The sequence below is a fragment of the Acinetobacter sp. 802_lipA genome (genome assembly GCF_058242885.1).
Genome location: NZ_JBZAYP010000001.1, coordinates 2,447,879 through 2,474,344, shown reverse-complemented (window position 1 = coordinate 2,474,344; position 26,466 = coordinate 2,447,879). Strand labels below are relative to the sequence as shown.

The 26,466-nt window shown below is 43.5% G+C and carries 20 protein-coding genes, 2 tRNA genes, 3 rRNA genes and 7 pseudogenes; 12 read left to right on the top strand and 20 right to left on the bottom strand.

Features of this window, described 5'->3' with window-relative positions; translation table 11 throughout:
• Window positions 1-38 precede the first annotated feature (38 nt).
• Window positions 39-488: a DUF2147 domain-containing protein gene (locus AC4CU3_RS12265; RefSeq protein ID WP_004695101.1), complete on the top strand. Its 450-nt coding sequence runs from the start codon at window positions 39-41 to the stop codon at window positions 486-488.
• A 42-nt stretch (window positions 489-530) separates the two neighbouring features.
• Here the strand turns inward: AC4CU3_RS12265 and AC4CU3_RS12260 are convergent, their stop codons facing one another.
• Genes AC4CU3_RS12260 through pdxA form a run of 3 tightly spaced genes read right to left on the bottom strand, consistent with a single transcriptional unit; the run spans window position 531 to window position 3,194 of the window.
• Window positions 531-1,379 carry a symmetrical bis(5'-nucleosyl)-tetraphosphatase gene (locus AC4CU3_RS12260; protein ID WP_490738246.1) on the bottom strand — a complete coding sequence of 283 codons (849 nt, stop codon included), beginning with the start codon at window positions 1,377-1,379 and terminating at the stop codon, window positions 531-533.
• A gap of 1 nt (window position 1,380) precedes the next feature.
• Window positions 1,381-2,193 carry a 16S rRNA (adenine(1518)-N(6)/adenine(1519)-N(6))-dimethyltransferase RsmA gene (rsmA, locus tag AC4CU3_RS12255; RefSeq protein WP_078389016.1) on the bottom strand — a complete coding sequence of 271 codons (813 nt, stop codon included), beginning with the start codon at window positions 2,191-2,193 and terminating at the stop codon, window positions 1,381-1,383.
• Window positions 2,194-2,225: 32 nt separating this feature from the next.
• The gene (pdxA, locus tag AC4CU3_RS12250; RefSeq protein WP_201706740.1) at window positions 2,226-3,194 is read right to left on the bottom strand and encodes a 4-hydroxythreonine-4-phosphate dehydrogenase PdxA; all 969 of its coding nucleotides are present in this window, start codon (window positions 3,192-3,194) and stop codon (window positions 2,226-2,228) included.
• A 490-nt stretch (window positions 3,195-3,684) separates the two neighbouring features.
• On the opposite strand from pdxA, the gene rplM reads away from it, so the two are divergent.
• Together rplM and rpsI are read left to right on the top strand one after the other, a co-directional pair.
• Window positions 3,685-4,113, top strand: a complete 429-nt coding sequence (rplM, locus tag AC4CU3_RS12245) for a 50S ribosomal protein L13 (protein WP_004695096.1) — start codon at window positions 3,685-3,687, stop codon at window positions 4,111-4,113.
• A gap of 12 nt (window positions 4,114-4,125) precedes the next feature.
• A complete protein-coding gene (gene rpsI, locus AC4CU3_RS12240; protein ID WP_004695095.1) occupies window positions 4,126-4,512 on the top strand; it encodes a 30S ribosomal protein S9 in 387 nt (128 codons plus the stop codon).
• Window positions 4,513-4,638: 126 nt separating this feature from the next.
• Here rpsI and AC4CU3_RS12235 read toward each other — a convergent pair whose 3' ends face one another.
• The gene (locus AC4CU3_RS12235) at window positions 4,639-4,968 is read right to left on the bottom strand and encodes a hypothetical protein (protein WP_419283988.1); all 330 of its coding nucleotides are present in this window, start codon (window positions 4,966-4,968) and stop codon (window positions 4,639-4,641) included.
• A 123-nt stretch (window positions 4,969-5,091) separates the two neighbouring features.
• On the opposite strand from AC4CU3_RS12235, the gene AC4CU3_RS12230 reads away from it, so the two are divergent.
• From AC4CU3_RS12230 to AC4CU3_RS12220, 3 genes are read left to right on the top strand one after another with little or no spacing between them, the layout of a single operon-like run.
• A complete protein-coding gene (locus AC4CU3_RS12230) occupies window positions 5,092-5,745 on the top strand; it encodes a glutathione S-transferase N-terminal domain-containing protein (protein ID WP_004695093.1) in 654 nt (217 codons plus the stop codon).
• 8 nt (window positions 5,746-5,753) lie between these two features.
• Window positions 5,754-6,185, top strand: coding sequence for a ClpXP protease specificity-enhancing factor (locus AC4CU3_RS12225; protein ID WP_010327462.1), 432 nt, complete (start codon window positions 5,754-5,756; stop codon window positions 6,183-6,185).
• Between the two features lie 17 nt (window positions 6,186-6,202).
• Window positions 6,203-6,862, top strand: a complete 660-nt coding sequence (locus AC4CU3_RS12220; RefSeq protein WP_178929032.1) for a hypothetical protein — start codon at window positions 6,203-6,205, stop codon at window positions 6,860-6,862.
• 424 nt (window positions 6,863-7,286) lie between these two features.
• Here the strand turns inward: AC4CU3_RS12220 and AC4CU3_RS12215 are convergent, their stop codons facing one another.
• The 14 genes and pseudogenes from AC4CU3_RS12215 to AC4CU3_RS12150 all read right to left on the bottom strand — a co-directional run bounded on the left by AC4CU3_RS12215 (window position 7,287) and on the right by AC4CU3_RS12150 (window position 20,967).
• A complete protein-coding gene (locus AC4CU3_RS12215) occupies window positions 7,287-7,730 on the bottom strand; it encodes a transposase (protein WP_178929031.1) in 444 nt (147 codons plus the stop codon).
• Between the two features lie 47 nt (window positions 7,731-7,777).
• Window positions 7,778-8,083, bottom strand: coding sequence for an IS630 transposase-related protein (locus AC4CU3_RS12210; RefSeq protein ID WP_000122230.1), 306 nt, complete (start codon window positions 8,081-8,083; stop codon window positions 7,778-7,780).
• 99 nt (window positions 8,084-8,182) lie between these two features.
• A pseudogene (locus AC4CU3_RS12205) lies at window positions 8,183-8,410 on the bottom strand (transposase domain-containing protein); the annotation flags it as partial.
• 104 nt (window positions 8,411-8,514) lie between these two features.
• Window positions 8,515-10,176 (bottom strand): group II intron reverse transcriptase/maturase, encoded by a 1,662-nt coding sequence (ltrA, locus tag AC4CU3_RS12200; RefSeq protein ID WP_005167203.1) that lies wholly within the window; start codon window positions 10,174-10,176, stop codon window positions 8,515-8,517.
• A gap of 576 nt (window positions 10,177-10,752) precedes the next feature.
• Window positions 10,753-12,132: pseudogene (tnpC, locus tag AC4CU3_RS12195) on the bottom strand (IS66 family transposase); the annotation flags it as partial.
• Window positions 12,133-12,206: 74 nt separating this feature from the next.
• A complete protein-coding gene (tnpB, locus tag AC4CU3_RS12190; RefSeq protein WP_058951667.1) occupies window positions 12,207-12,542 on the bottom strand; it encodes an IS66 family insertion sequence element accessory protein TnpB in 336 nt (111 codons plus the stop codon).
• Window positions 12,539-12,922 carry a transposase gene (locus AC4CU3_RS12185; protein ID WP_490738245.1) on the bottom strand — a complete coding sequence of 128 codons (384 nt, stop codon included), beginning with the start codon at window positions 12,920-12,922 and terminating at the stop codon, window positions 12,539-12,541. Before AC4CU3_RS12185 ends, tnpB begins: the two co-directional genes overlap by 4 nt.
• Before the next feature lie 165 nt (window positions 12,923-13,087).
• Window positions 13,088-13,202, bottom strand: a 5S ribosomal RNA gene (rrf, locus tag AC4CU3_RS12180).
• Window positions 13,203-13,372: 170 nt separating this feature from the next.
• Window positions 13,373-16,266, bottom strand: a 23S ribosomal RNA gene (locus tag AC4CU3_RS12175).
• Window positions 16,267-16,700: 434 nt separating this feature from the next.
• Window positions 16,701-16,776, bottom strand: a tRNA-Ala gene (locus AC4CU3_RS12170).
• A 68-nt stretch (window positions 16,777-16,844) separates the two neighbouring features.
• Window positions 16,845-16,921 (bottom strand) — tRNA-Ile (locus AC4CU3_RS12165).
• 61 nt (window positions 16,922-16,982) lie between these two features.
• Window positions 16,983-18,520: ribosomal RNA gene (locus AC4CU3_RS12160) — 16S ribosomal RNA — on the bottom strand.
• The 16S, 23S and 5S rRNA genes sit together here with 2 tRNA genes alongside, the layout of an rRNA operon.
• Window positions 18,521-19,201: 681 nt before the next feature.
• Entirely contained in the window at window positions 19,202-20,356 is a 1,155-nt protein-coding gene (locus tag AC4CU3_RS12155) for an RNA-guided endonuclease InsQ/TnpB family protein (RefSeq protein ID WP_005402020.1), read from the bottom strand.
• The gene (locus tag AC4CU3_RS12150; protein ID WP_005402019.1) at window positions 20,353-20,967 is read right to left on the bottom strand and encodes an IS607 family transposase; all 615 of its coding nucleotides are present in this window, start codon (window positions 20,965-20,967) and stop codon (window positions 20,353-20,355) included. Before AC4CU3_RS12150 ends, AC4CU3_RS12155 begins: the two co-directional genes overlap by 4 nt.
• A gap of 126 nt (window positions 20,968-21,093) precedes the next feature.
• Here AC4CU3_RS12150 and AC4CU3_RS12145 point away from each other — a divergent pair, with 126 nt between their 5' ends.
• The 6 genes and pseudogenes from AC4CU3_RS12145 to AC4CU3_RS12120 all read left to right on the top strand — a co-directional run.
• Complete coding sequence (locus AC4CU3_RS12145; RefSeq protein WP_490738244.1) at window positions 21,094-21,321, top strand: hypothetical protein; 228 nt, start codon at window positions 21,094-21,096, stop codon at window positions 21,319-21,321.
• Window positions 21,322-21,374: 53 nt separating this feature from the next.
• Window positions 21,375-22,403, top strand: a complete 1,029-nt coding sequence (locus tag AC4CU3_RS12140; protein WP_176537626.1) for an IS701 family transposase — start codon at window positions 21,375-21,377, stop codon at window positions 22,401-22,403.
• Between the two features lie 18 nt (window positions 22,404-22,421).
• Window positions 22,422-22,997, top strand: a pseudogene (locus AC4CU3_RS12135) (GGDEF domain-containing protein); the annotation flags it as partial.
• A gap of 205 nt (window positions 22,998-23,202) precedes the next feature.
• Window positions 23,203-23,596: pseudogene (locus AC4CU3_RS12130) on the top strand (IS630 transposase-related protein).
• Window positions 23,597-23,613: 17 nt separating this feature from the next.
• Window positions 23,614-24,087 (top strand): annotated as a pseudogene (locus AC4CU3_RS12125) (IS630 family transposase); the annotation flags it as partial.
• A 13-nt stretch (window positions 24,088-24,100) separates the two neighbouring features.
• Window positions 24,101-24,391 (top strand): annotated as a pseudogene (locus tag AC4CU3_RS12120) (OmpA family protein); the annotation flags it as partial.
• A gap of 54 nt (window positions 24,392-24,445) precedes the next feature.
• On the opposite strand, the pseudogene AC4CU3_RS12115 reads toward AC4CU3_RS12120, so the two are convergent.
• Window positions 24,446-24,673: pseudogene (locus AC4CU3_RS12115) on the bottom strand (transposase domain-containing protein); the annotation flags it as partial.
• Between the two features lie 104 nt (window positions 24,674-24,777).
• On the bottom strand, window positions 24,778-26,439 hold the full coding sequence (gene ltrA, locus AC4CU3_RS12110; protein ID WP_005167203.1) for a group II intron reverse transcriptase/maturase: 1,662 nt from the start codon (window positions 26,437-26,439) through the stop codon (window positions 24,778-24,780).
• Between the last annotated feature and the right edge of the window lie 27 nt (window positions 26,440-26,466).

The following is a 26,466-nucleotide window of genomic DNA, read 5'->3' as shown; positions in this document are numbered from 1 at the left end:
TCTTGGATATCTTTTTGTGAAACTATAGAGAACCTTATATGAAAAGTAAGTTTTTTATCGCGGGATTAACATTGTCCATGCTTTGCGGGGGAGCATTTGCACAGGACTTAACAGGGACATGGCAACAAATTGATGATAAGTCTGGCTCACCAAAAGCCATTATCGAAATTCGTAAAGAATCGAATAATACTTACACTGGAAAAATTGTAAAAATTACACCACGCCCAGGTTATACGCCAAAAGAAACTTGTGTGAATTGCCCTACGCCATATACCAACAAACCAATTTTGGGTATGGACATTATTAAAGGCTTAAAGCATGTCGACGGCACCAATAACTATGAAAAAGGTCGTGTGATTGATCCTTTGTCTGGCAAACTTTATGATGCGAAAATGAAACTGAATGCCACAGGAAAGCGTCTTTCGCTACGTGCATACATCGGTGTTTCTGCTTTAGGTCGTAACCAAACCTGGTTAAGAATCGACTAAGAATAAAAAAGCCACGAACTTCGTGGCTTTTTAATGCATGTGCTATTGAACTGGATTATCAACGGCAAATAAAGTCTCATCTTCTAAACGGTAGGCCATTAATTGATGCCCCCAAACACAACCGCCATCTACATTTTGAATCGAGTCTGAAATGGTTTTACCTTGTAAAGCGGCCCAGTGACCAAACACAACTTTATGGGTTTGTGCCGCTTGTGAAGCGAATTCAAACCATGGTTTGAACCCTTCTGGCATTGGGTCACTGAGTGAGTCTTTAAAACTAAACTCCAAACGCCCAGCACTATCGGTTAAACGCATACGAGTCAAATAATTTACGATACAACGTAAACGCGCATGCCCCGTCAGTTCATCAGACCATAAGGTGGGCTCTTTGCCATACATTTCTTTTAAAAAGGCATCGACAACATCAAAATCATCCGCTGCAATGACCGCCTCAACTTCTGCGGCTAAAGCAGCAGTTTGTTCCGCTGTCCAATTGGTTGGAATGCCTGCATGCGTCAGAACCGTGGTTGCGTTTGGGAACACACACAAAGGTTGTTTACGTAGCCAATCAATCAAATCATCACTATCAATCGCATCAATCACATCACGAATGTTATCTTTGTCTTTAATTGCTTTAATGCCACGTGCAGCCGCCATCAAAGTTAAATCATGATTGCCTAAAACTGTTGCAGCCGCATTACGCTCTACTAATTTTTTAATAAAGCGTAAAGCACCCAATGAGTTTTCACCACGGGCAACCAAATCCCCAGCAAACCAAATAAAATCTTGGTCAGGATCAAACTGAATAGTCTTTAGCAAGGCTTTTAGTGCTTCAAAACAACCCTGCACATCACCAATGACATAATTGTATCGAATCTCTGCACCTGTCACCTTAAGCCACCATTTGATCTGCTAATGCCACAAATTGAGCCAGTGTTAAAGTCTCTGGACGTGCCATCGGATCAACACCCGCTTGTTCAAAACCATCTTCAGCCAACATGCCTTTTAAGCTATTACGCAAAGTTTTACGACGCTGAGTAAAGACGTGCGAGACCAAACGTGCTAAGGCTTTTTCATTTTTTGCCACAATCGGCTTAACCGCATACGGCTCTAGACGGAACACCGCAGAAGTCACTTTGGGTGGCGGGTTAAATGAACCCGGTGGTACTTCAAACAAGAACGTAGGTTTACAGAAATACTGAATCATCACCGACAAACGACCATACTCTTTGCTATTTGGAGAAGCCGTAATACGGTCAACCACTTCTTTTTGTAGCATAAAGTGCATGTCTTTAACTTTGTCACCAAACTCCAAGAGGTGAAACAAAAGTGGCGTCGAAATGTTATACGGCAAATTACCCACAACACGTAAAGGACGACCATCTTCAAATAAATTAGTGAAGTCGTATTTGAGTGCATCGGTTTCAATAATGGTTAAACGTTCAGGATGTGGCACACGCCCCGGCAAACCTGCCGCCAAATCACGGTCTAATTCGACAACCGTAAGTGCGTCACACTCACCAATCAACGGAGAGGTTAAGGCTGCCAAACCTGGGCCGATTTCCACAATGTTATCACCTGAACGTGGTGCAACTGAACGTACAATCTTGGCAATTACACGTTGGTCATGTAAGAAGTTTTGTCCAAAACGCTTACGCGTATGGTGCCCTTCATCTTTAGGGTTTAAGGCATTAATTTGATACATAAAATTTTCCAACGTGAGTTAGTCACTGAACATTAGTGACGAGCTAATTCTAACGCTAAATCAACAGCGACCTGTAAGCTTGAGCTTTTCGCAAGACCTGTGCCTGCGAGGGAGAGAGCTGTGCCATGATCGACTGAGGTACGAATAAACGGTAAGCCCAAAGTAATATTAATGGCTTCACCAAACCCTTGCGATTTTAACACAGGTAAGCCCTGATCGTGATACATCGCCAAAACAGCATCGGCATCTTTTAAGTTTTCTGGGGTGAATAAGGTATCGGCAGGTAGGCTCAGACTCATATTTATGCCTTGAGCACGGTAGCTTTCCAGCACAGGGTTAATCACCTCAATTTCTTCCATACCCAAATAACCATCCTCCCCTGCATGTGGGTTTAAGCCACACACTAAAATGTGGGGATGCTCTTTTTTAAATTTGCTTTTTAAGTCCTGAATTAAAATACCAATCACTTGATGCAGTCGTTCTTTGGTAATCGCATCGGGTACAGCTCTTAATGGCAAATGTGTAGTAGCCAGCGCGACACGCAAGGTCTTGGTTGCGAGCATCATCACCACACGTTCAACCCCAGCAAACTCTTGGTAGTATTCGGTATGTCCACTAAAGTGAATCCCAGCATCATTGATAACTGACTTTTGTACAGGTGCAGTTGCAACACCTACACTTTTACCGGACATAGCATAATCGGCCGAACGTCGTAGCTGCTCTAAGACATAAGGCGCATTTTCAGGATTGAGTTCACCCATTACAACAGCTTCGCTTAACGGTACATGCTCAACATAAAGTTGTCCCTGAGTTGATGATGCTTCTTGTCCTGAATATTCAATCAGTTCAATGTCCAACCCCAAACATGCTGCACTTGTACGTAGCAAGTTCATATCACCAAGGACCACGATCGGACGCTCATCTATACGAGCAGCAAGGCTTAAACAAATATCTGGACCAATCCCAGCAGGTTCACCACTGGTGACATATAAAGGCAGCATGATCAACTCAAGTAAAATGCGTTTGGACTATTATACAACGTCTCACCCAGTATCTCCGCATTCACCGTACTCAACTTGAACCTATTCTTTTATATTTAAATCCTCACTTATCCTGTTTTCACATTCCACCGACTTTCAAAGAAAAAATAAAGCCTCAAACATATAAAACATGACAAAGAAATTGCGAGTCGTAACTCCTGTATTATCCGTTATTTTAAAATGGTTGTATGGTGATGATCCCGCATTTCATTCAGTGAAGTCATAAAGTTCAATATCGCTGTTTCCTCATTTTTTTAAAGTTTGAACTCTTTTGTGGTTTTTAAAAAGAATAAACTTTGATCTCTTCCTTTATACTGGGAAATATCTTAAAATACGGCTCTTGAAATTTTATATTTTCATTTGTGATTCTGAGCAACTTCGTTTAGAATCGCGTCTCCTTTTGTTTGGACAGATTCCATAGTCCAAACCAACTATAATAGGTAGTGGTTTAATGAAAACTCTCAGCGCTAAGCCTGCTGAAGTTCAACACGACTGGTACGTTGTTGATGCTTCTGGCAAAACTTTAGGTCGCCTTGCGACTGAAATCGCTCGTCGTCTACGTGGTAAGCACAAGACTTCTTATACTCCTCACGTTGACACTGGCGATTATATCGTTGTAATCAATGCTGAAGAAATTCAAGTGACTGGTAAAAAAGCACTTGATAAAAAATACTATCGCCACACTGGCTTCCCTGGTGGTATCCGTGAGACTAACTTTGAAAAGTTAATCGCTCACAAACCTGAAGCAGTTTTAGAAAAAGCTGTTAAAGGTATGTTACCAAAAGGTCCTCTTGGTTATGCAATGATCAAGAAAATGAAAGTGTATGCAGGTACAGAGCATCCACACGCTGCTCAACAGCCACAAGTTTTGGACATCTAAGGGATACAGCACATGGCTACTAATTATGGTACAGGTCGCCGTAAGACCGCAACTGCACGTGTTTTCTTGTCAGCTGGTACAGGCAAGCTCGTAATTAACAACCGTACTCTTGAGCAATACTTCGGTCGTGAAACTGCTCGTATGGTTGTTCGTCAACCTTTAGAGCTTCTTGAAGTTACTGAAAAGTATGACCTTTACATCACTGTTGCTGGTGGTGGTATCGGTGGTCAAGCTGGCGCTATCCGTCACGGTATTACTCGTGCGTTGATCGCTTCTGACGAAACACTTAAACCTGCTCTTCGTCAAGCTGGTTTCGTTACTCGTGATGCTCGTGAAGTTGAACGTAAGAAACTTGGTTTACGTAAAGCTCGTAAACGTCCTCAATTCTCTAAACGTTAATTCGTTTACCGAATCGGACAAAAAAGCCTTGGTTTATCCAAGGCTTTTTTTATGCGTCATTTTCAAGTTTTAAGTCCATGCTTTCTGCTTTATTCGTACCACATGCCTCTAGTTACATATTCCTGCTTATTTTGAAAATTGATGATCTTTGGGAAGTGGTGCATTACACAGCTCGTCGGTTTTCTCATCGACCATTTTCACAGGCCCATCATTATAAACAGTGACCTTACAGCCTTTTACTGTATATTCTTGCTGAATGCCGCCATAAATCTCATCCTCAGATACAGAAGTAGCAACATCACAGGCTTCATCGGCAATACAAGCTGCATATTCAGCAGTCTGCTGCGCTACATCTACCTGTTCGGCTGCATCTTGATTTTGAGCATAACTACTTGAGATGGAAGTCATTAGTATAATAACTGCAATCGATTGGGTGATTCTGAGCCTAAGCTGCATGGTTCTATCCTTCTTTTTCATTTATTCCAAGTTGTTCGATTGTATAAGCATATTAAAGTTAAGATGATTTTATTGGCTATTTTTAGTATTCTAACCGATTCACTTCATCTAGTTTCTTGAAATATGTCTGTCGAAACTACTCCGCTTCAAGGAATTACGCTGTATAGCCATGCAGATGATTTTCGCTCCCATTGGATTCGTTATGTACTTGCAGAGAAGCAAATCAAATACCATTTGGTTTTAAGTGATGCAGATGATGAAGATCTCGCCAGCTTAAACCCTTATAACCAGCTACCGATGTTGATTGAAAATGATTTAAAACTATTTAATGCCAATATCATCTCTGAGTATTTAGACGATCGTTATCGTCAAAACAAGCTCTATGCCGACGCACCTATGCCTCGTGCAGAACAGCGGCAGTATATTTGGCGCTTTGAACAAGATTGGTTAAAGCTTGCCGATATGATGCTACGCCATCCAGATACACTCGATGAACAAGCAAAACTGAAAGCACAAAAAAAACTGAAAGACACACTCATTTCCTTAACACCATTGTTTCAGCATTTCCCCTATTTCATGTCGGAAAGCTTTAGCATTTTAGATTGCATGCTTGCGCCTATCTTTCTACGCTTAAACAGCATGGGCGTGCATTTACCGAAACAGCAATGCCGCCCAATCTATTTATATTGTCAACGTATTTTTAGTCGTCCTGCATTTTTAAAGTCTTTAACTTTGCAGGAGAAAAACCATTATCAATCTGAATTTAAACAGCCGTAGAGAACATTATGTCTGATCAAGAATTAAACCTTACGCCGACTCGTCCATATTTAGCTCGCGCCATTTATGAATGGATTTGTGATAACCAACTGACACCGCATTTATTGGTCGATGCAACCCAGCCCAATACTCTCGTTCCTGAACAGTTTATTCAAGATGGCCAAATTGTCTTAAACATCGTCCCTCATGCCGTACATGCGCTACATATGAGCAACGATGCGATTACCTTCTCTGCACGTTTTGGTGGCGTATCTCGTGATATTTATGTCCCATTTAATGCTGTGATAGGCATTTATGCCCGTGAAAATGGACAGGGCTTGTTCTTCGATCCAAGTGAGTATGACAATCATACCCAAAGTGAGCAAAATGCTTTAAAATCAGACAATGAAGAAAAAACTGAACCCGCTAAGAAAAAACCAAGTTTAAGGTTATTAGATTAATAAAATGGAGTAATTATATGGCTTTTGATTTAGTACAATATTTTGCAGAGCAGATTAAAATTCAAAAGCCTGAGCTTCTGAGTCAATATTCAGATGAGGAACGACTTCAATATCTTTCTGAGGCCAACACCCTCTCCCTTGGAAAACTCATCACTTTGATGCGTCAAGATGGCACCAAGCTCTATCATGAGATTCAAACCCAAGATCATCTCTATATTCAAGAACTTGCAAGGCATCTCACCACGTCTCCGCAAAATGAATCACAGTTAGCGAAGGCAGACTTAGAACATAGCTTGACTACAATGTTGGGGCTTCAGTTCGCTGAACTCAAACAACTTGATGTCACAGGGAACTTTGGTGAACATGGAATTCGTGAGCTGCTTGTCGGTCAAATTGAGCACCTCTCAGGTCTGGCTGATGACTGGGTTTGGACAACAAGTGAGCTAACAGAGCTGATTGGCTCTAAACCAAAGCCTAAAGAAGAGCTATCATTAGAAGAGACGATGAAGGAGTTTAATCAAATGGTAAATCAACACGCAACAGACCACTCAGATCATCTACACCCACAGGTAGTAGAGCAAAATCCAACACCAACATGGGCAAAACTGATTGAGCCTGCTGTGGCTATTGTTATTTTATGGGGACTTTATTGCGCAGCAAGTCAAATGTTTGTCTAATTCCCAAGGGATGCACTTATTTTGCGCATCCCTTTATTTTTTAATGAAAAATAATTATATATTTCATCGTTGTAAATCAAAAAAAATCGATTTATTTTTTGCTTTTATTTGTCCAAATGATAAAATTTACATTTTGTTGCAATAGTAAATAAATTAAACACTTTTTCAAATAACAATGAACTTTATCACACTCCTTTTAAAATACACAAAATTAATCACATAATCTGTAGCGAAAACTGACTAAAAGCCTCGGATTCAGTCGTACATTTATTCATCTTTTTTTGTTACATTTATTTATATTGATAATTTTTTGACGACGTCCATATAATTAAACCCACTTGTTAAACAACAAGTTATAGTCAAACTACTTTATTATTCATACAGGATTCGAAAAAAAATCGAAATAACTCATCGACTGAGTCGATTAACCATTCTTTACGCTTACGTTTAACCCATGCCCACCTTGCACGATATATCGCTCATCTATAGGATTTAAATCAGGGCTGTATGCAGGAAGCCAAAGAATTTTATGCCCTTGTTGTTCCAATAACTCCTGAATATCTGCTCTTTTATGAAATGCTGCATTATCCATAACCACTACACTATTTTCTGGTAATGCCGGTATGAGGAATTGCTCAATCCAAAAATGAAAAACATCTGAATTGATTTTGCAGTCAAATAAACCGACTGAAAATAACTTACCCTCATGGATTGCTCCAATGGCATTGGTCTGATTCTTTAATTGCCAATTATATTGCCATAAACAGGGTACTCCTTTTCGTGAGTAGCCATGAGGTCTATAATCATGTGACTTAAAACCACTTTCATCCAGATAAATAATCGGATGGTTTTTTTCTAATTCATTCACTTGCAGAATAAATTTATCCCTAAGCTTTGTATCTGCTTTAGGATGGCTTAACGTCTTTTTTTAACTGTAATATTTAAGCGCTTTAATGCAGCACCAATAGATGAAACACCACAATTAAAACGTGCAGCACGTTCATATTGATAAGCATCAGGATACTTTTCAACATCTTCACGTAAAGCATCATCGTTAATTTTAGAAGGTTTACGTACACGAGTTTTTTTAATCTCTATACGTTTCTTCCATTCAACAATGGTATTTTTATTAATTTCAAATTGTGCAGCTACCGCTCGAATAGAATAACCTTCCTCAAGCTTAGCTAAAATTTTACGTCTAAAATGTTCTGAATAACTCATTGCACCATTGTATTGGTTTTATAATGATTTGACTATATATCTCAATTAGACGATTGATTCGTTTATTTGTAAGCGTCCGCTGAACCCCATGTCTATTTTTTAATTTGAGTTGGATTTCCAGCGGTGTGGTAGCAATTCTTCTATTTGGGTCACTTTATGGGTCGGCAATCTTTTCAGCACATCACTTAAATAGGCATACGGATCCAGCCCATTCAGCTTTGCTGACTGGATTAAAGTCATGATGTTTGCCGCTCGCTGACCACTACGCAGCGAACCTGCAAATAACCAGTTCTTACGTCCCAACGCCCAAGGCCGCACCTGGTTGTCGGGTAGTCAGACGCAGTTACCTACGTCCAACCCCCTAAGAACCGTGCATGCGAGTTTCCCAGCACACGGCTCAAGCCTCTGCTAAGGCGCCATTCGGCACCCGGTTATACATCGTTGACATTGGCAAACTGAACACTCCTCGGACAATACAGATGGTAAATCTCAAGATTAGCAACTGCATCCGTTCCACCATGACTTAGCTTCACAATATGACGGCTGTGCCATGGTGTATCTTTGGTGACTGGTTTAAGACAGGCGCAGCAGCGACCACCTTGTTTTAGCCACACCCGATACAGCTTGGCTCGCCCCTTTGCGGAGACCAGCATTCTTTTACCCCATCGGGATTCGAAGTACTCATCCCATGCGGGGTCATGAGGGTTAGCAGCAGCCTTGATCTTGATATGTCGCACAATTGGCGTGTCCGAGGCAGACACTAATGTGTATTGTCGCTTCCGACCATCGGCGGACTGTTCATCACATGAGAACACCCATCGACGCGCTCCTTGTACTTTGAAATACCGATCTTTGACCCATCGGAGTGTCTTGCGAGGGTGGCGACGTACAGCCCATCGCCAGAGCATTTCCCACACTGCGTTGTCTACCTGGTTGAAAACCTTCTTGGCAACGACATGACTATGATAGTTGGCCCAACCCCTTAGAATCGGGTTGAGCAAACCGATCAAAGTGGCCTGTCGTGTCGCTTTGTTTGCATTGATTAATGCTCGCAGCTTGTCAAGATGAGCGCTGATGTTTGCCTTTGACGGCTTGATCAGTAGCTTGCCGTTGTACTTACGTACGTTCCAGCCAAGAAAATCGAACCCGTTCCCTATGTGCGTGATTTTGGTCTTTTCCTGAGAGAGCACGAGACCGCGCTGCGCCAGAAATTCAACCACGGCAGGACGAACTTCATTTTCGAGCCACTCTTTAGAATACCCCGTGATGATGAAATCATCCGCATACCGTACCAGTTGCAGCTTTTTGCCTGTCCATTTGGCGTTAGAGAACCTCTTCGCCAGCATCGTTTCCAGTCCGTCCAAGGTCATGTTGGCCAGCACCGGGGAGATAATACCTCCTTGCGGTGTTCCGGAAAGACTGGGAAACAGCTTGCTTTGGTAGACGTAACCGGCTTTGAGCCATTTCCGTAGAATCACCTTGTCCATTGGGAGGTTGGCGATCATCCAGTCATGGCTGATATTGTCGAAACAGCCTTGAATGTCACCCTCTAGCACCCACTCCGCACTTACTTTTCTTGACAGCACACCAAAGCACTGTGCTGCAGCATCCGCGGTTGAGCGTTGCGGTCTGAACCCATAAGAGTTCCGATCAGCGATGGTCTCCGCGATGGGTTCCAAAGCCAGCAGATGGAGCGCCTGCATGGCCCGGCATTTCATCGTGGGTATCCCGAGAGGTCTCATCTTGCCATTTTTCTTCGGAATAAGGACTCTCCGAAGCGGAAGGGGCGTGTAACCTCGCCTCTTCAACGACATCATCGCACCGGTCTTGGCCTTGGGTGTATTCCAAGTCACCTTGTCGACCCCAGCCGTGTTTTTGCCTTTGTTTTCAGACACTCGTTTGACGGCCAATGCTTTGCCACTAAACGAGTGAGTCAGCAGCCATTGCAAAGCTTTCGCCTTGTTATGCCTGCCGTCTTGTACCGCCTTCACAATACGCGCTTGCAGCCCTCTGACATGACGCTGTACAGCAATCCAATCGATGCTGTCCCACGATGTGCTGGAAGGTGCACACGCTGATACTGCTGCATTCATTTGCTCTCCCTCCATTAAAAGGGTTCTACACACTCTCTTGTGATGAGAGACCATAAGGACGTCAGCCCGCTTTCGCGTGGGGTAATGTTTCAACCTCTATCCAACCCATTACAGACTGGCATTCGCTTTTTCCTCGTTCCTTCGCCCGCATCACCATGGGCAGTTTTTGCAAACTGCTTTCCCAATGGGAGTAATACGGGATTTCCACGTTCCGCTTACTGAAGTACATCGGCTTAGGTGCCTGCTATCGACCGGGAGGCGTATGGGTCACGAATGCGTAGTCGAAAGACGCAATTCCCACCTCCATTACCGTTTTGGTTCGAGCGTATCAGCCATTTCCGCTCGTTCAACTTAACGATCGTTACGCAGATTCACATGTGTTCACCATACCGATTATCTAGCCCTTGTCCGGCTATGGCTGCCAGAAGGGTACGCCTCTCACGATTGATACCCCGCACCTTGCGGTGCCTCGTTACATTGTCGAAGGCGCTCTTTATTCAGCCTTCTAGATTCACCCGGTGACACGGGTGGTTCCCGCAGGGGGGAACAACTTCATTAAGCGACTTCGTGTCGCACTTCCACCCAATTATTGCAAATCGGTAGATTGCCATCATCCAGATAGCGGCTTAAAGCTGGCCAACGCTTCAGAGTGTAATTGATGGCCTTGGCGGTTGGAGAACTCGATGGCACCGTCAGTTGATGCTGGTTGAGCCATTCATACAGTTGTTGCATCACCGGTTGACTATGCTGTTGTCGGTATTCGCGGCGCTGTTCTGCTGTACCATCGGTCTTTCTCCTGAGTTCTGCTTCTATGGCATACAGTTTCTGAATCAGCACTAAGGCCTGTTCAGCGACCTGACTTTTCTTGGTCACATGCAGTTCATGGAATTTACGACGAGCATGCGCCATGCAGCCCACCTCAATGACTTGGCCTGATTTAAAGCGTGCTTTATAACCACTGTAATCATCACAGACCAGATGGCCCTGCCAGTCTTTCAGGAACGCTTCAGCATGCTGGCCTGCACGACTATCCTGAAAGTCATAGATCACCGCTTGAACTGGATTGTACTGTGTAGTGGCATAGGCCCAGACATAACCTTTCTTCGGTTTTTTCTCATCATCACTCATCCGCATGATGGTGACCGGCGTTTCATCGGCATGGATCACCCGCTGTTGCAGCACCACCTGTTTTAAAGCATTGGCCAGAGGTTCCAGTTCCACACCGCAGCGACCTATCCAGTCAGATAACGTTGATCTAGAAAGCTCGATTCCCGCCCGCTGATAGATCAGACGTTGACGGTACAGCGGTAAATGATCGGCATACTTCGATACCAGCACATGGCTGAGCAGTTCAGGTGAAGCAATGCCTTTATCAATCACATAGGCGGGCATCGCTTGCTGAGTCAGGGTGTCACACTGATCACAGACCCATTTGCCACGCACATGCTGTTCCTTATAGAACTGTGCCGGTCTGAAATGTAGTTTTTCACTGATATCTTCGCCGATACGACGCAAGGTGCAGCCACAAGCACATTGGGTTGATGTTGGTTCATGCTCGATACGGATGGTGTGTAGATGATCGGGCAGCAGTCGACGTTTAGGTTTGTTGACTGTGGCTTTGTGTGTCGCTGCATCAGTTTTATCTGCATTCAGCCGTTCCAGTTCCAGATCAACAGCGGCAATATCTTCTTCGACCGCTTCATCCCACAGATGGATTTGTTTTGCGGTGAGATGTTCGTTTTTACTGCCAAATTTGTGCTGTTTAAATAGTGCGAGCTCATGCTCGTATTTTTGCGTGAGAATGGAAAGATGTTGAACTTTGGCATCCAATTGCTGGTTTGATTTTTCTAATTCTTGATTTGATTGTGCCAAAGACTGATGCTGCATTGCCAACTGCCGGGTAAATTCCAGCAGTTGTTCATGGGTCAGTTGGCTTAAATCAGGCAGTGTATTCATGACCGCAGTATGCCTGAGGTCATGAGAAGAATGAAATAGAACGTTTGGAGAATAGCAGAATGGACCAAGCTAGTTTAGAGCATTGTGACCACTTGCTGTCGTCCAATGCGCTGCCAAGGCAAACCCTGGATCAGTGCCTGTAACTGTTCTGGACTGAGTGCAAGGGTTTCACCCTGATGAACTTTAGCCCAGTGAAATTTGCCCTGTTCCAACCGCCGAGCACACAGCCAGATCCCCAGTCCATCATGTACCAGCACTTTCATGCGATGGCCACGTTTATTACAGAACAGGTAAGCACAATGCGGTTTAATGTAGCCAAAGGCTCTCACCACCTGAGCCATGGCCGTATCCATACCTGCACGCATGTCCATGGGCTGGGTAGACAACCAGATTTCATCGATACGGATCATGTTGTAAGTGCCTTGAGTAATTCTGCTAAAGCAGATATTTCTGATACTTGCCATTTCAAGCCAATTTCTGCTTTTGAGTGGGGTAAAGTAATTTGAACCGTTAACATGCCAGTAGGGATAGGATCTAATGGTGCGGAGCAAGATAAGGTAATAAATGCAGGTTTATTCGGTAGTAGTGAGCGATCATTCCCTGGCTTAGCATCAATTAAGCGAATCCATTTGGATACAAGATTTGTATTCAATCCATGTTGCAAAGCGACCGAAGCAATTGAAACCTCCGATGCTTTACACGCCTGAACGATCTGCTGTTTAAATTCAGCACTATATGTTCTTCGTATTATCGTAAGAGATGCGATGGATGTCTGATTATTTGTAGTCATAAATTTAAGTTCCCACTTGTTTTTAAGTGAGGACTAAATTAAGGCTTATAGGACGAATTCATAAGGTGTGTTTAGCGGACGCTTACTTATTTTTCCCTATTTTCAACCTTCCTTGCATAAAAAAATCCCCCTATCTCATTTGAGTTAGGGGGATTTGAATTAATGAGCTGGCGATGACTTACTCTCACATGGATAACTCCACACTACCATCAGCGCTAAGAGGTTTCACTTCTGAGTTCGGGAAGGGATCAGGTGGTTCACTCTTGCTATTGTCGCCAGCACAACTGTTTATGACTATTCGTTGGGTCTTATTCACACATTGTGTATGCCTAACTTTCATCAAATGAGTTATTAACAGGTATATTTGAGTTGGATATTTTATCTAGCTTTATAACTAAATCAAGTTGTTTGCAGTGATTTGAACCACAACACCAACTGTTTGGGTGTTGTATAGTCAAGCCTCACGAGCAATTAGTATTGGTCAGCTTCACATATCACTATGCTTCCACATCCAACCTATCAACGTCGTAGTCTTCAACGGCTCTTTAGAGGACATAAAGTCCTAGGGAAATCTTATCTTGAGGTAGGCTTCCCGCTTAGATGCTTTCAGCGGTTATCCCTTCCGAACATAGCTACCCGGCGATGCGACTGGCGTCACAACCGGTACACCAGAGGTTCGTCCACTCTGGTCCTCTCGTACTAGGAGCAGATCCTCTCAAATTTCCAACGCCCACGGTAGATAGGGACCGAACTGTCTCACGACGTTCTAAACCCAGCTCGCGTACCTCTTTAAATGGCGAACAGCCATACCCTTGGGACCTGCTTCAGCCCCAGGATGAGATGAGCCGACATCGAGGTGCCAAACACCGCCGTCGATATGAACTCTTGGGCGGTATCAGCCTGTTATCCCCAGAGTACCTTTTATCCGTTGAGCGATGGCCCTTCCATACAGAACCACCGGATCACTAAGACCTACTTTCGTACCTGCTCGACTTGTGGGTCTCGCAGTTAAGCGCGCTTTTGCCTTTATACTCTACGCGTGATTTCCGACCACGCTGAGCGCACCTTCGTACTCCTCCGTTACTCTTTAGGAGGAGACCGCCCCAGTCAAACTACCCACCAGACATGGTCCTCGTCCCGGATAACGGGACAGAGTTAGAACCTCAATATTACCAGGGTGGTATTTCAAGATTGGCTCCACCGAAACTAGCGTCTCGGTTTCAAAGCCTCCCACCTATCCTACACAAGTAAGATCAAAGTTCAATGTCAAGCTGCAGTAAAGGTTCACGGGGTCTTTCCGTCTAGCCGCGGGTACACCGCATCTTCACGGCGAATTCGATTTCACTGAGTCTCTGCTGGAGACAGCGCCCCCATCATTATGCCATTCGTGCAGGTCGGAACTTACCCGACAAGGAATTTCGCTACCTTAGGACCGTTATAGTTACGGCCGCCGTTTACTGGGGCTTCGATCAAGAGCTTCGCTTACGCTAACCCCATCAATTAACCTTCCAGCACCGGGCAGGCATCACACCCTATACGTCCACTTTCGTGTTTGCAGAGTGCTATGTTTTTAATAAACAGTTGCAGGGGCCTGGTTTCTGTGGCTGCCAATAGCTCAAGGAGTAAATCCTATCACCGTCGGCAGCGTACCTTCTCCCGAAGTTACGGTACCATTTTGCCTAGTTCCTTCAGCAGAGTTCTCTCAAGCGCTTTGGTCTACTCGACCTGACCACCTGTGTCGGTTTCGGGTACGATTCCTATGTAACTGAAGCTTAGAGACTTTTCCTGGAAGCATGGTATCAGCCACTTCACTGTACAAGTACAGCTTGCTATCAGTTCTCAGCATAGAGTACCCCGGATTTGCCTAAGATACATGCCTACAACCTTCCACCTGGACAACCAACGCCAGGCTGACTTAACCTTCTCCGTCCTCTCATCGCATTACATAGAAGTATTGGAATATTAACCAATTTCCCATCGACTACGCCTCTCGGCCTCGCCTTAGGGGTCGACTCACCCAGCCCCGATTAACGTTGGACTGGAACCCTTGGTCTTTCAGCGTGCGAGTTTTTCACTCGCATTGTCGTTACTCACGTCAGCATTCGCACTTCTGATACCTCCAGCATACTTCTCAATACACCTTCATCGGCTTACAGAACGCTCCCCTACCACTTGCAATAAATTGCAAATCCGCAGCTTCGGCATATAGTTTTAGCCCCGTTACATCTTCCGCGCAGGCCGACTCGACTAGTGAGCTATTACGCTTTCTTTAAAGGGTGGCTGCTTCTAAGCCAACCTCCTAGCTGTCTATGCCTTCCCACATCGTTTCCCACTTAACTATAATTTTGGGGCCTTAGCTGGCGGTCTGGATTGTTTTCCTCTTGACTACGGACGTTAGCACCCGCAGTCTGTCTCCCGGATAGTACTCATTGGTATTCGGAGTTTGCATCGGTTTGGTAAGTCGGGATGACCCCCTAGCCGAAACAGTGCTCTACCCCCAATGGTATTCGTCCGAGGCGCTACCTAAATAGCTTTCGGGGAGAACCAGCTATCACCGAGTTTGATTAGCCTTTCACCCCTATCCACAAGTCATCCCCTGGCTTTTCAACGACAGTGGGTTCGGTCCTCCAGTTAGTGTTACCCAACCTTCAACCTGCTCATGGATAGATCACCCGGTTTCGGGTCTACACCCAGCAACTAAACGCCCTATTAAGACTCGATTTCTCTACGGCTCCCCTATGCGGTTAACCTTGCTACTGAATGTAAGTCGCTGACCCATTATACAAAAGGTACGCAGTCACCGAACAAGTCGGCTCCCACTGCTTGTATGCATGCGGTTTCAGGATCTATTTCACTCCCCTCACAGGGGTTCTTTTCGCCTTTCCCTCACGGTACTGGTTCACTATCGGTCAGTCAGGAGTATTTAGCCTTGGAGGATGGTCCCCCCATATTCAGACAAGGTTTCACGTGCCCCGCCCTACTCGACATCATCATATCAGCCCTTTCGTGTACAGGACTATCACCCACTATGGTTGCACTTCCCAGAGCATTCCACTAAAACTGATATGACTTAATGGGCTTTTCCCCGTTCGCTCGCCGCTACTGAGGGAATCTCAATTGATTTCTTTTCCTAAGGGTACTGAGATGTTTCACTTCCCCTCGTTCGCCTCGTATGACTATGTATTCATCATACGATACCTGCCTTATGACAGGTGGGTTTCCCCATTCAGAAATCTCCGGATCACAGGATATTTGCCGCCTCCCCGGAGCTTATCGCAGGCTATTACGTCTTTCATCGCCTCTGACTGCCAAGGCATCCACCACATGCACTTAATTACTTGACTATACAACCCCAAACAGTCGTTAATCCCTACAAGTAGGATTAAGACAGTCTATGATGATTTCTCATCACTTCCTTACAGTTTGTTGTTCTGTGTACTTAAACACTGTACAGCTTCAATTCAATTCACATACCAAAACGCTTGATTCAGTTAATTTCGCTAGTAACTCATTTCTTCAATCTTCATCAATCAGTAATAAATCACTGTTAATGTCGATCTTAAAAACGAGTATGAACAAATTATTTCAACTCAAATATATTCTGTTAATGATTTTTCCAGCCTTCGTCAGGTCAGGAAACTGTGATAAATCACAGAAGTTAATAAGCTTCAACTTACTAAATTCTATAATCCAACCTATCTGCGCGAAGCATAGCTTCTTGCTTAAATTTCAAGGAAAAGCCTTAAAGCAGTGCTTTAAGTTTTCTTGTCTTGAAATTTGGTGGAGACTAGGAGAGTCGAACTCCTGACCTCCTGCGTGCAAAGCAGGCGCTCTACCAACTAAGCTAAGTCCCCAGCTTATCAATAAGTCAATGTTTCTGTTTTTCTGTATTCAGCATTTAATAATGCTTGTTAGTCAGATTTGGTGGGTCTGACAAGACTTGAACTTGTGACCCCACGCTTATCAAGCGTGTGCTCTAACCAACTGAGCTACAGACCCTCAGATACATCGTCATGAAGAACAACTTGTTGTGGATTCTTACCAATCGTCAATCTTTCGTTAAGGAGGTGATCCAGCCGCAGGTTCCCCTACGGCTACCTTGTTACGACTTCACCCCAGTCATCGGCCACACCGTGGTAAGCGTCCTCCTTGCGGTTAGACTACCTACTTCTGGTGCAACAAATTCCCATGGTGTGACGGGCGGTGTGTACAAGGCCCGGGAACGTATTCACCGCGGCATTCTGATCCGCGATTACTAGCGATTCCGACTTCATGGAGTCGAGTTGCAGACTCCAATCCGGACTACGATCGGCTTTTTGAGATTAGCATCCTATCGCTAGGTAGCAACCCTTTGTACCGACCATTGTAGCACGTGTGTAGCCCTGGTCGTAAGGGCCATGATGACTTGACGTCGTCCCCGCCTTCCTCCAGTTTGTCACTGGCAGTATCCTTAAAGTTCCCGGCTTAACCCGCTGGCAAATAAGGAAAAGGGTTGCGCTCGTTGCGGGACTTAACCCAACATCTCACGACACGAGCTGACGACAGCCATGCAGCACCTGTATGTAAGTTCCCGAAGGCACCAATCCATCTCTGGAAAGTTCTTACTATGTCAAGACCAGGTAAGGTTCTTCGCGTTGCATCGAATTAAACCACATGCTCCACCGCTTGTGCGGGCCCCCGTCAATTCATTTGAGTTTTAGTCTTGCGACCGTACTCCCCAGGCGGTCTACTTATCGCGTTAGCTGCGCCACTAAAGCCTCAAAGGCCCCAACGGCTAGTAGACATCGTTTACGGCATGGACTACCAGGGTATCTAATCCTGTTTGCTCCCCATGCTTTCGTACCTCAGCGTCAGTATTAGGCCAGATGGCTGCCTTCGCCATCGGTATTCCTCCAGATCTCTACGCATTTCACCGCTACACCTGGAATTCTACCATCCTCTCCCATACTCTAGCTTCCCAGTATCGAATGCAATTCCTAAGTTAAGCTCAGGGATTTCACATCCGACTTAAGAAGCCGCCTACGCACGCTTTACGCCCAGTAAATCCGATTAACGCTCGCACCCTCTGTATTACCGCGGCTGCTGGCACAGAGTTAGCCGGTGCTTATTCTGCGAGTAACGTCCACTATCCTAGAGTATTAATCTAAGTAGCCTCCTCCTCGCTTAAAGTGCTTTACAACCAAAAGGCCTTCTTCACACACGCGGCATGGCTGGATCAGGCTTTCGCCCATTGTCCAATATTCCCCACTGCTGCCTCCCGTAGGAGTCTGGGCCGTGTCTCAGTCCCAGTGTGGCGGATCATCCTCTCAGACCCGCTACAGATCGTCGCCTTGGTAGGCCTTTACCCCACCAACTAGCTAATCTGACTTAGGCTCATCTATTAGCGCAAGGTCCGAAGATCCCCTGCTTTCCCCCGTAGGGCGTATGCGGTATTAGCATTCCTTTCGGAATGTTGTCCCCCACTAATAGGCAGATTCCTAAGCATTACTCACCCGTCCGCCGCTAGGAAATGTAGCAAGCTACATCTCCCCGCTCGACTTGCATGTGTTAAGCCTGCCGCCAGCGTTCAATCTGAGCCATGATCAAACTCTTCAGTTAAAAATCATTAGTAGCTTATGGCTACAAATCTTGGCTCATCAATTTTCTGACAAATATTTCTCAAATAAACTTCGAGTAATTTTTACCATTCAATCAATGAAATATTTTCGATCGATCAATCAGTAAAAATCCACACAAGTTGTTCTTCATAATCTCTTAATGATCTTCTTACTGATTCGTCATCAGCAAGCTAGGTCGGCTATACTACTCTCTTTCAAGAAGAAGTCAACTGGTTTTGTTAATTATTTTCAAACTTATTCAAGACTTTCAGATTCTACCGCTTGGGCTAAATCCTTGTTTCTCAACAAGTTTTAATCAACATCACCACCGATGGATGTGCATTCTACAGCATTTCTAATCCCTTGCAACAACTTTTTCTATTATTTTATTTCAAGCGCATATTTTTTGGTCAAAAATGTGATTTTTGTCGATTATTAAAGCAATTTTAACCATCACTGTTTATTTTTCGTTAAAATAAGCTCACTTTCGCTGCCAAGCAAAATGAATAATGACAGCTTTTAAATACAAAATTTATTTAACCGTTATTTAAAACCTACTTAAACCTACTTACGTGGGTTTAATGTTTAATTCCTACTTCATCATCAAGAACCAATTGCTATTGCGCTTGGGATTACCTCAATTCCATAGGCTGTCACGGTGTAACTCACCGCCATTGGTGGCTTATGTAGCCACCAATTCTTTATCTGCATGTTTTAGAATATTGATGGCAGCATTAATATCCCTGTGATGCAGGGTGTTACATGAACATCGCCACTCACGCATTGCAAGTGTCAGGTTTTGGTTTAATTCACCACAATTCGAACACATCTTGCTGCTTGGAAAGAATCGTCCAACAGAAAGTATTGATTTGCCATGCTGTTTAGCCTTGTAAATCAACTGTCGCTTGAACTCATAAAAGCCCATATCCGATATGGCTCTTGAGAGCTTACGGTTTTGTACCATACCTTTCACATTTAAATCCTCAATCGCAATCAGATCGAATCGCTTAACTAAATCAGATGTGACTTGATGAAGATTGTTTTTTCTCAAGCATGATATTTTGTAGTGCAAACGAGAGAGCTTGGTTTTCGCTTTTTCTCTGTTTTGACTACCTTTCTTTTTACGGCTAAAAGACTTAGCAAGTCGTCTTAACTTGGCAAGCTGTTTCTTTAGTGGCGCACTTGATGGAACAACCTCGCCATTAGATAAAGTGGCAAGACTGGAAACACCTAAATCAATACCAACAGATAAACCTGTTTTGGGGTGAAGTTTCTCAGGCTGATTTAATTCAACAGCAATCGAAGCAAACCACTTACCACCCTGTTTAAATATTTTCGCTGATAATATTTTTCCTTGATAACGCAAATCCTCAGTCATTTTTACCCAACCCAAGTTTGGGATACTAATTTTTCTATCTTTAATGCTGAATTGGTCATTTGATAATGAGAAGCGATCATCTACGCCTTTTTTTCTAGGCTTTGGATATTTGGATTGACCATTAAAAAAACGATCAAATGAACTACCCAATTGCTTAATCGCAAGTTGTGGCGCACATTTGGTCACTTTAAGCATGAAAGGGTATTTCTCACGCTTGAACGAGTTTAAGTGCTTTCTTATTTTAGCTTCGGATGGTTTATTTAGAAGTTTTTTATCCACCTGAACGCCATAATAGTCACACTGATCTCTATATTCCTTATCTGCTTTATATTGACGTTGCCATTCTTTTAAAGCCCAATTATACGACAAACGAGCAACACCACTCGCTTGAGCGAAATGACTTGCTTGCTTATTATTTGGCAGTAATTGGATTACATGCCCTCGTATGAATCGGCTCATAGTGCGTCTTTGACTGCCTGTATTAACTTTTGGTTTTTCTTACTACGACTACCATATAATCTTGCCGAAAACACTGTAATGATTTCCAAAACATCTTGAGCAAGTTCTTCCTCAAAAGACAAATTTTCACCCTTATTAAGAATGACGATCTCCACGCTTTTAGCTTCACATAAGGCAAAAACCAACTCAGCACCAAACCGCAATAAGCGATCTTTATGCGTTAAAACCAAACGTCCGATTTCATCATTCATGATTGCTTCTAGCAGCTTATTTAAGCCTTTTTTTCTATAGTTCATACCCGAACCAAGATCGGAGATTAATTCAAACGTCCAACCTTGATTTGCACAGTACATTTCAAGAACTTGTTGCTGTCGAATTAAATCTTCTTTTTGGTCATGACTCGATACCCTTGCGTATGCAATGGTTTTCCTTTGAAGTTGACTATCGGGCTTGTGTATTTGCTCAGGCGTGATCTTACTCAGATCATATCGTCTATGATTTTTAGGGGTTCGATCTGCAACCAAAGTGCCTTCTTCATCCCAACGCCTTAATGTTTGAATGGAAACACCTAATGTTTTAGCTGCAACGCTAATGCTTACATATTTACTCATGTTGTATATAATAGTATAGAAATAAGTAGATTTCAATTAGCAGTTACAAACCCTGTGACACGCACCATTAAACATCAAAACAACCAGTACGGGACATTGATCATTTACGGAAGTGCTACCCAACTCATGAGCTTTTTCTTTCAGCTTTTGATTTGTCTCTCCGTTGGAATTTTTGTCATCCTGTTGATTATGTTGTGGTTGGTACATTCAACCTATCAAAAACTGATGCACTCGATTCAACCCATGGTCAATACCGTTGAAAGCCTTAATCTTGATACTCAATATCAAGCACGTCTTCCATCATCTCCCATTTATGAATTTCGCGTCATCAGTGGTGCATTTAATAATTTATAGGACTTACGCATTGACGGATTCAAAAAAGTATTAAAATACTTTATAAAGTATCTGTGATCAGACGAATTAAACATGCTTCTACAGCAACTTGTACATTACCCATTTATATGGGCTTTCTCATGACAGAACCGAACTCTATTAGCTGCACACAACTTGCCGAGACTTATAACATCTCGCATGATAGTGTAAATCGCTTTCTAGAACGTGAAGACTACACACCTCACGACCTATATCAAGAAGCAATTCAACATATTGATAATAATAAACTTATAGTCAGTATTGATGATACTGTTTTAGATAAACCCTATAGTCAACATATGGACTTGGTTAGCTATTTTTGGTCAGGCAAACACCACCGATCCGTCAAGGGTATTAATCTCATTACCTTGTATGCGACAGATCAGAATGGTCAAAATATTCCAATTAATTTCCGAATTTATGACAAATCTGAAAGTAAAACCAAGAATGATTACTTTATGGATATGTTAAGTGAAGTACTCAGTTGGGGTGCAAAGATTCAATTTATTACAGGTGATAGTTGGTATTCATCGACTGGAAATCTAAAAACCATAAGAAAATATGGTATTCGATTTATGTTTGGTATCGACTGTAACCGTAAGGTTTCCCCAGAAAAAGGACAATGGTTTCAACTGCGTTTATTGCCGAATTTCCATCAGGGTCAAGTGGTCTGGCTCAAAGATTTTGGCTTTGTACAATTATTTAAGACTCAGTTAAAAGAACAGCAGAGGTTTTATATTGTGCATCAAGATGAAGATGATTTATTGTCCTTTGAGGGTTTTCATGAATTACATTCAAGTCATTGGAAAATAGAACAATATCACCGAGTGATTAAACAGGTTTGTCATATTGAAAAGTTTCAAGTAAGACGATCTAAACTGATTTCGAATCATATTTTTTCAGCCTTGATGGCCTACGTTGAGATACAAAAGAACCAGTTTGAGCGGATCTTTGAAAATGTATATCGTTGGCAGAAGAAATTATTTAGACCAGTTATCAAAAACTTCATTGATGACTTTATTCTCGATAAAAATCATCTGCTACCACAGAGAATCTATAAATAATAGTGCGTAAGTCCTAATTTATTAGATAAAGTGCAGCGTACCAATGAAAAACTACAAAGCGAAAACTCTCAGTTATCACATCAAGCGTTGCATGATCAGTTAACTAAACTCCCGAATCGTCATTATTTTTACAATATTTTGTTCAATCAATTTGAGCACCCCGAGAAAAACCAGACAGCTCTCTTTTTTATCGACAACAATAACTTTAAAAACATTAATGATGTTTATGGGCACTTAGCAGGTGATGCCGTGCTCAAAGAAATGGCTCAACGCTTAAAAAAGAATGTCAGAAGCCACGATGTGATAGCACGATTAGGTGGTGATGAGTTTGCAATTCTGCTTCGTAATATCAAACACTATGATCATTTAGAACTAATTTGCAAGCATTTAATCGAATGCAGTAAAGCCCCGTTGTCTTTTGATCAACAACAGATTCATTTTAGTTTCAGTATTGGCGTTGCTTTCTCAAAATGTGCAACAACGCCTGAAGATTTGATTGCTGAAGCAGACAATGCCATGTATAAAGCCAAAAACTTAGCTCAAGGGTGGTATATCACACCTTGCATAAATCCTGATCAGGAACCCTCATGTTAAAACATGTTTGCAAATTTATGCTTATCACTGCTTTATCTGACTGCCTGAGTTTAGGGTACCTCAACTATAAGCAAACACGCATGCTGAAGAAACAAGGCTTTACCCTGAACGAAGAAGGCTGGACGCTGAGACTGCCTGAAAATTATTGTTTGGATTTGAGCAATCCGATATAGTCCGCACGCCAAAAAACCAATACAATACTGATATGAGTTATCCAATACATTTTAGAAAGAAAATATTAGCCAAGCTTGAAGAAGGTCAATCTATCCGAGCGGTTGCTCAGCACTTCGAAATTAATAAGGCTCTAGACTAGCAGAATAGATATGTTAGTCTAGAGCCTTAATAAAAATACAATTGTCGAATGGAAAAAGCGAATCGAAATAAAAAGAACTCGACCAAGAAAACCATCTAAAGTTGATGATGATGCCTTACGTGCAGATGTTGAGCAATATCCTGATGATTATCAATATGAACGCGCTGCTCGTTTTGGTTGTGGTACTTCTACAATTGGTGATGCGCTCAAGCGTCTAAATATCACAGTTAAAAAAAGACCTTACGGCACCCGAAAGCAAAAACAGAACTCAGAGAGCAGTATTTAAAAGATTTAAACCGATTAAGGTATCAACACCCGATCATCTATCTTGATGAAAGTGGATTTAAATCTCATGAACATAGACCTCATGGTTATTCAAAACAGGGAACTCCTTGTTATGGAACATATAATTGGCAATTAAAAAATCAAACCAATGCAATAGGAGCAATCCATGAGGGTAAATTATTTGCAGTGGGTTTATTTGATAGCAAAGTAAATTCGGATGTATTTCATTTTTGGGTAGATAAGTTTTTATTACCAGAATTACCCTCGAATAGTGTAATTGCCATGGACAATGCAGCCTTCCATAAACGACAAGATATACAAGATCTATTAAGCCAACATGGGCATCAAATACTTTGGTTACCACCTTATAGTCCTGACCTTAATCCTATTGAAAAAATGTGGGCATGGGTGAAAGCAAAAAGGAAAAAATGGTTGGTTAACTCAATAGATAAGCTTTTTAGTCGTTTCTTTAACGAGTGTATGGGTAAATAAGCGGTTTGACTATATTCAAGCCTCTCAAAAATCCGCACTCGAAGCGCTTTCTAAACAGCTACAGCAATACAATTTAAATAAAATTAAAGTGGTTGGACATACAGACAATATTGGTGACCCAAGCTACAACCAAATACTCTCGAAGAAACGCGCATCAACAGTTAGCCAGATTTTTATCGAAACAGGGTTTAAAACTCAAAATATTCAGAGCATGGGTCGCGGTGCATCACAACCTCTGGTAGAAAATAGCAGCAAGGAAAATCGAGCGCTGAATCGTCGTGTGAATATTATTATTATTCCTTAAGCATTTATGTTTTATCTTTAGCCGTAAGCGTCCGCTGAACCTCATGTCTATTTTTTAATTTGAGTTGGATTTCCAGCGGTGTGGTAGCAATTCTTCTATTTGGGTCACTTTATGGGTCGGCAATCTTTTCAGCACATCACTTAAATAGGCATACGGATCCAGCCCATTCAGCTTTGCTGACTGGATTAAAGTCATGATGTTTGCCGCTCGCTGACCACTACGCAGCGAACCTGCAAATAACCAGTTCTTACGTCCCAACGCCCAAGGCCGCACCTGGTTGTCGGGTAGTCAGACGCAGTTACCTACGTCCAACCCCCTAAGAACCGTGCATGCGAGTTTCCCAGCACACGGCTCAAGCCTCTGCTAAGGCGCCATTCGGCACCCGGTTATACATCGTTGACATTGGCAAACTGAACACTCCTCGGACAATACAGATGGTAAATCTCAAGATTAGCAACTGCATCCGTTCCACCATGACTTAGCTTCACAATATGACGGCTGTGCCATGGTGTATCTTTGGTGACTGGTTTAAGACAGGCGCAGCAGCGACCACCTTGTTTTAGCCACACCCGATACAGCTTGGCTCGCCCCTTTGCGGAGACCAGCATTCTTTTACCCCATCGGGATTCGAAGTACTCATCCCATGCGGGGTCATGAGGGTTAGCAGCAGCCTTGATCTTGATATGTCGCACAATTGGCGTGTCCGAGGCAGACACTAATGTGTATTGTCGCTTCCGACCATCGGCGGACTGTTCATCACATGAGAACACCCATCGACGCGCTCCTTGTACTTTGAAATACCGATCTTTGACCCATCGGAGTGTCTTGCGAGGGTGGCGACGTACAGCCCATCGCCAGAGCATTTCCCACACTGCGTTGTCTACCTGGTTGAAAACCTTCTTGGCAACGACATGACTATGATAGTTGGCCCAACCCCTTAGAATCGGGTTGAGCAAACCGATCAAAGTGGCCTGTCGTGTCGCTTTGTTTGCATTGATTAATGCTCGCAGCTTGTCAAGATGAGCGCTGATGTTTGCCTTTGACGGCTTGATCAGTAGCTTGCCGTTGTACTTACGTACGTTCCAGCCAAGAAAATCGAACCCGTTCCCTATGTGCGTGATTTTGGTCTTTTCCTGAGAGAGCACGAGACCGCGCTGCGCCAGAAATTCAACCACGGCAGGACGAACTTCATTTTCGAGCCACTCTTTAGAATACCCCGTGATGATGAAATCATCCGCATACCGTACCAGTTGCAGCTTTTTGCCTGTCCATTTGGCGTTAGAGAACCTCTTCGCCAGCATCGTTTCCAGTCCGTCCAAGGTCATGTTGGCCAGCACCGGGGAGATAATACCTCCTTGCGGTGTTCCGGAAAGACTGGGAAACAGCTTGCTTTGGTAGACGTAACCGGCTTTGAGCCATTTCCGTAGAATCACCTTGTCCATTGGGAGGTTGGCGATCATCCAGTCATGGCTGATATTGTCGAAACAGCCTTGAATGTCACCCTCTAGCACCCACTCCGCACTTACTTTTCTTGACAGCACACCAAAGCACTGTGCTGCAGCATCCGCGGTTGAGCGTTGCGGTCTGAACCCATAAGAGTTCCGATCAGCGATGGTCTCCGCGATGGGTTCCAAAGCCAGCAGATGGAGCGCCTGCATGGCCCGGCATTTCATCGTGGGTATCCCGAGAGGTCTCATCTTGCCATTTTTCTTCGGAATAAGGACTCTCCGAAGCGGAAGGGGCGTGTAACCTCGCCTCTTCAACGACATCATCGCACCGGTCTTGGCCTTGGGTGTATTCCAAGTCACCTTGTCGACCCCAGCCGTGTTTTTGCCTTTGTTTTCAGACACTCGTTTGACGGCCAATGCTTTGCCACTAAACGAGTGAGTCAGCAGCCATTGCAAAGCTTTCGCCTTGTTATGCCTGCCGTCTTGTACCGCCTTCACAATACGCGCTTGCAGCCCTCTGACATGACGCTGTACAGCAATCCAATCGATGCTGTCCCACGATGTGCTGGAAGGTGCACACGCTGATACTGCTGCATTCATTTGCTCTCCCTCCATTAAAAGGGTTCT

Bases quoted from the DNA above. Each gene is read 5' to 3' on its own strand.
- AC4CU3_RS12265 (WP_004695101.1), top strand. From the start codon at position 39: ATGAAAAGTAAGTTTTTTATCGCGGGATTAACATTGTCCATGCTTTGC.
- rsmA (WP_078389016.1), bottom strand. From the start codon at position 2,193: ATGTATCAAATTAATGCCTTAAACCCTAAAGATGAAGGGCACCATACG.
- pdxA (WP_201706740.1), bottom strand. From the start codon at position 3,194: ATGCTGCCTTTATATGTCACCAGTGGTGAACCTGCTGGGATTGGTCCA.
- rplM (WP_004695096.1), top strand. From the start codon at position 3,685: ATGAAAACTCTCAGCGCTAAGCCTGCTGAAGTTCAACACGACTGGTAC.
- rpsI (WP_004695095.1), top strand. From the start codon at position 4,126: ATGGCTACTAATTATGGTACAGGTCGCCGTAAGACCGCAACTGCACGT.
- AC4CU3_RS12235 (WP_419283988.1), bottom strand. From the start codon at position 4,968: ATGCAGCTTAGGCTCAGAATCACCCAATCGATTGCAGTTATTATACTA.
- AC4CU3_RS12230 (WP_004695093.1), top strand. From the start codon at position 5,092: ATGTCTGTCGAAACTACTCCGCTTCAAGGAATTACGCTGTATAGCCAT.
- AC4CU3_RS12225 (WP_010327462.1), top strand. From the start codon at position 5,754: ATGTCTGATCAAGAATTAAACCTTACGCCGACTCGTCCATATTTAGCT.
- AC4CU3_RS12220 (WP_178929032.1), top strand. From the start codon at position 6,203: ATGGCTTTTGATTTAGTACAATATTTTGCAGAGCAGATTAAAATTCAA.
- AC4CU3_RS12210 (WP_000122230.1), bottom strand. From the start codon at position 8,083: ATGAGTTATTCAGAACATTTTAGACGTAAAATTTTAGCTAAGCTTGAG.
- ltrA (WP_005167203.1), bottom strand. From the start codon at position 10,176: ATGAATGCAGCAGTATCAGCGTGTGCACCTTCCAGCACATCGTGGGAC.
- tnpB (WP_058951667.1), bottom strand. From the start codon at position 12,542: ATGATCCGTATCGATGAAATCTGGTTGTCTACCCAGCCCATGGACATG.
- AC4CU3_RS12185 (WP_490738245.1), bottom strand. From the start codon at position 12,922: ATGACTACAAATAATCAGACATCCATCGCATCTCTTACGATAATACGA.
- AC4CU3_RS12155 (WP_005402020.1), bottom strand. From the start codon at position 20,356: ATGAGCCGATTCATACGAGGGCATGTAATCCAATTACTGCCAAATAAT.
- AC4CU3_RS12150 (WP_005402019.1), bottom strand. From the start codon at position 20,967: ATGAGTAAATATGTAAGCATTAGCGTTGCAGCTAAAACATTAGGTGTT.
- AC4CU3_RS12145 (WP_490738244.1), top strand. From the start codon at position 21,094: ATGAGCTTTTTCTTTCAGCTTTTGATTTGTCTCTCCGTTGGAATTTTT.
- ltrA (WP_005167203.1), bottom strand. From the start codon at position 26,439: ATGAATGCAGCAGTATCAGCGTGTGCACCTTCCAGCACATCGTGGGAC.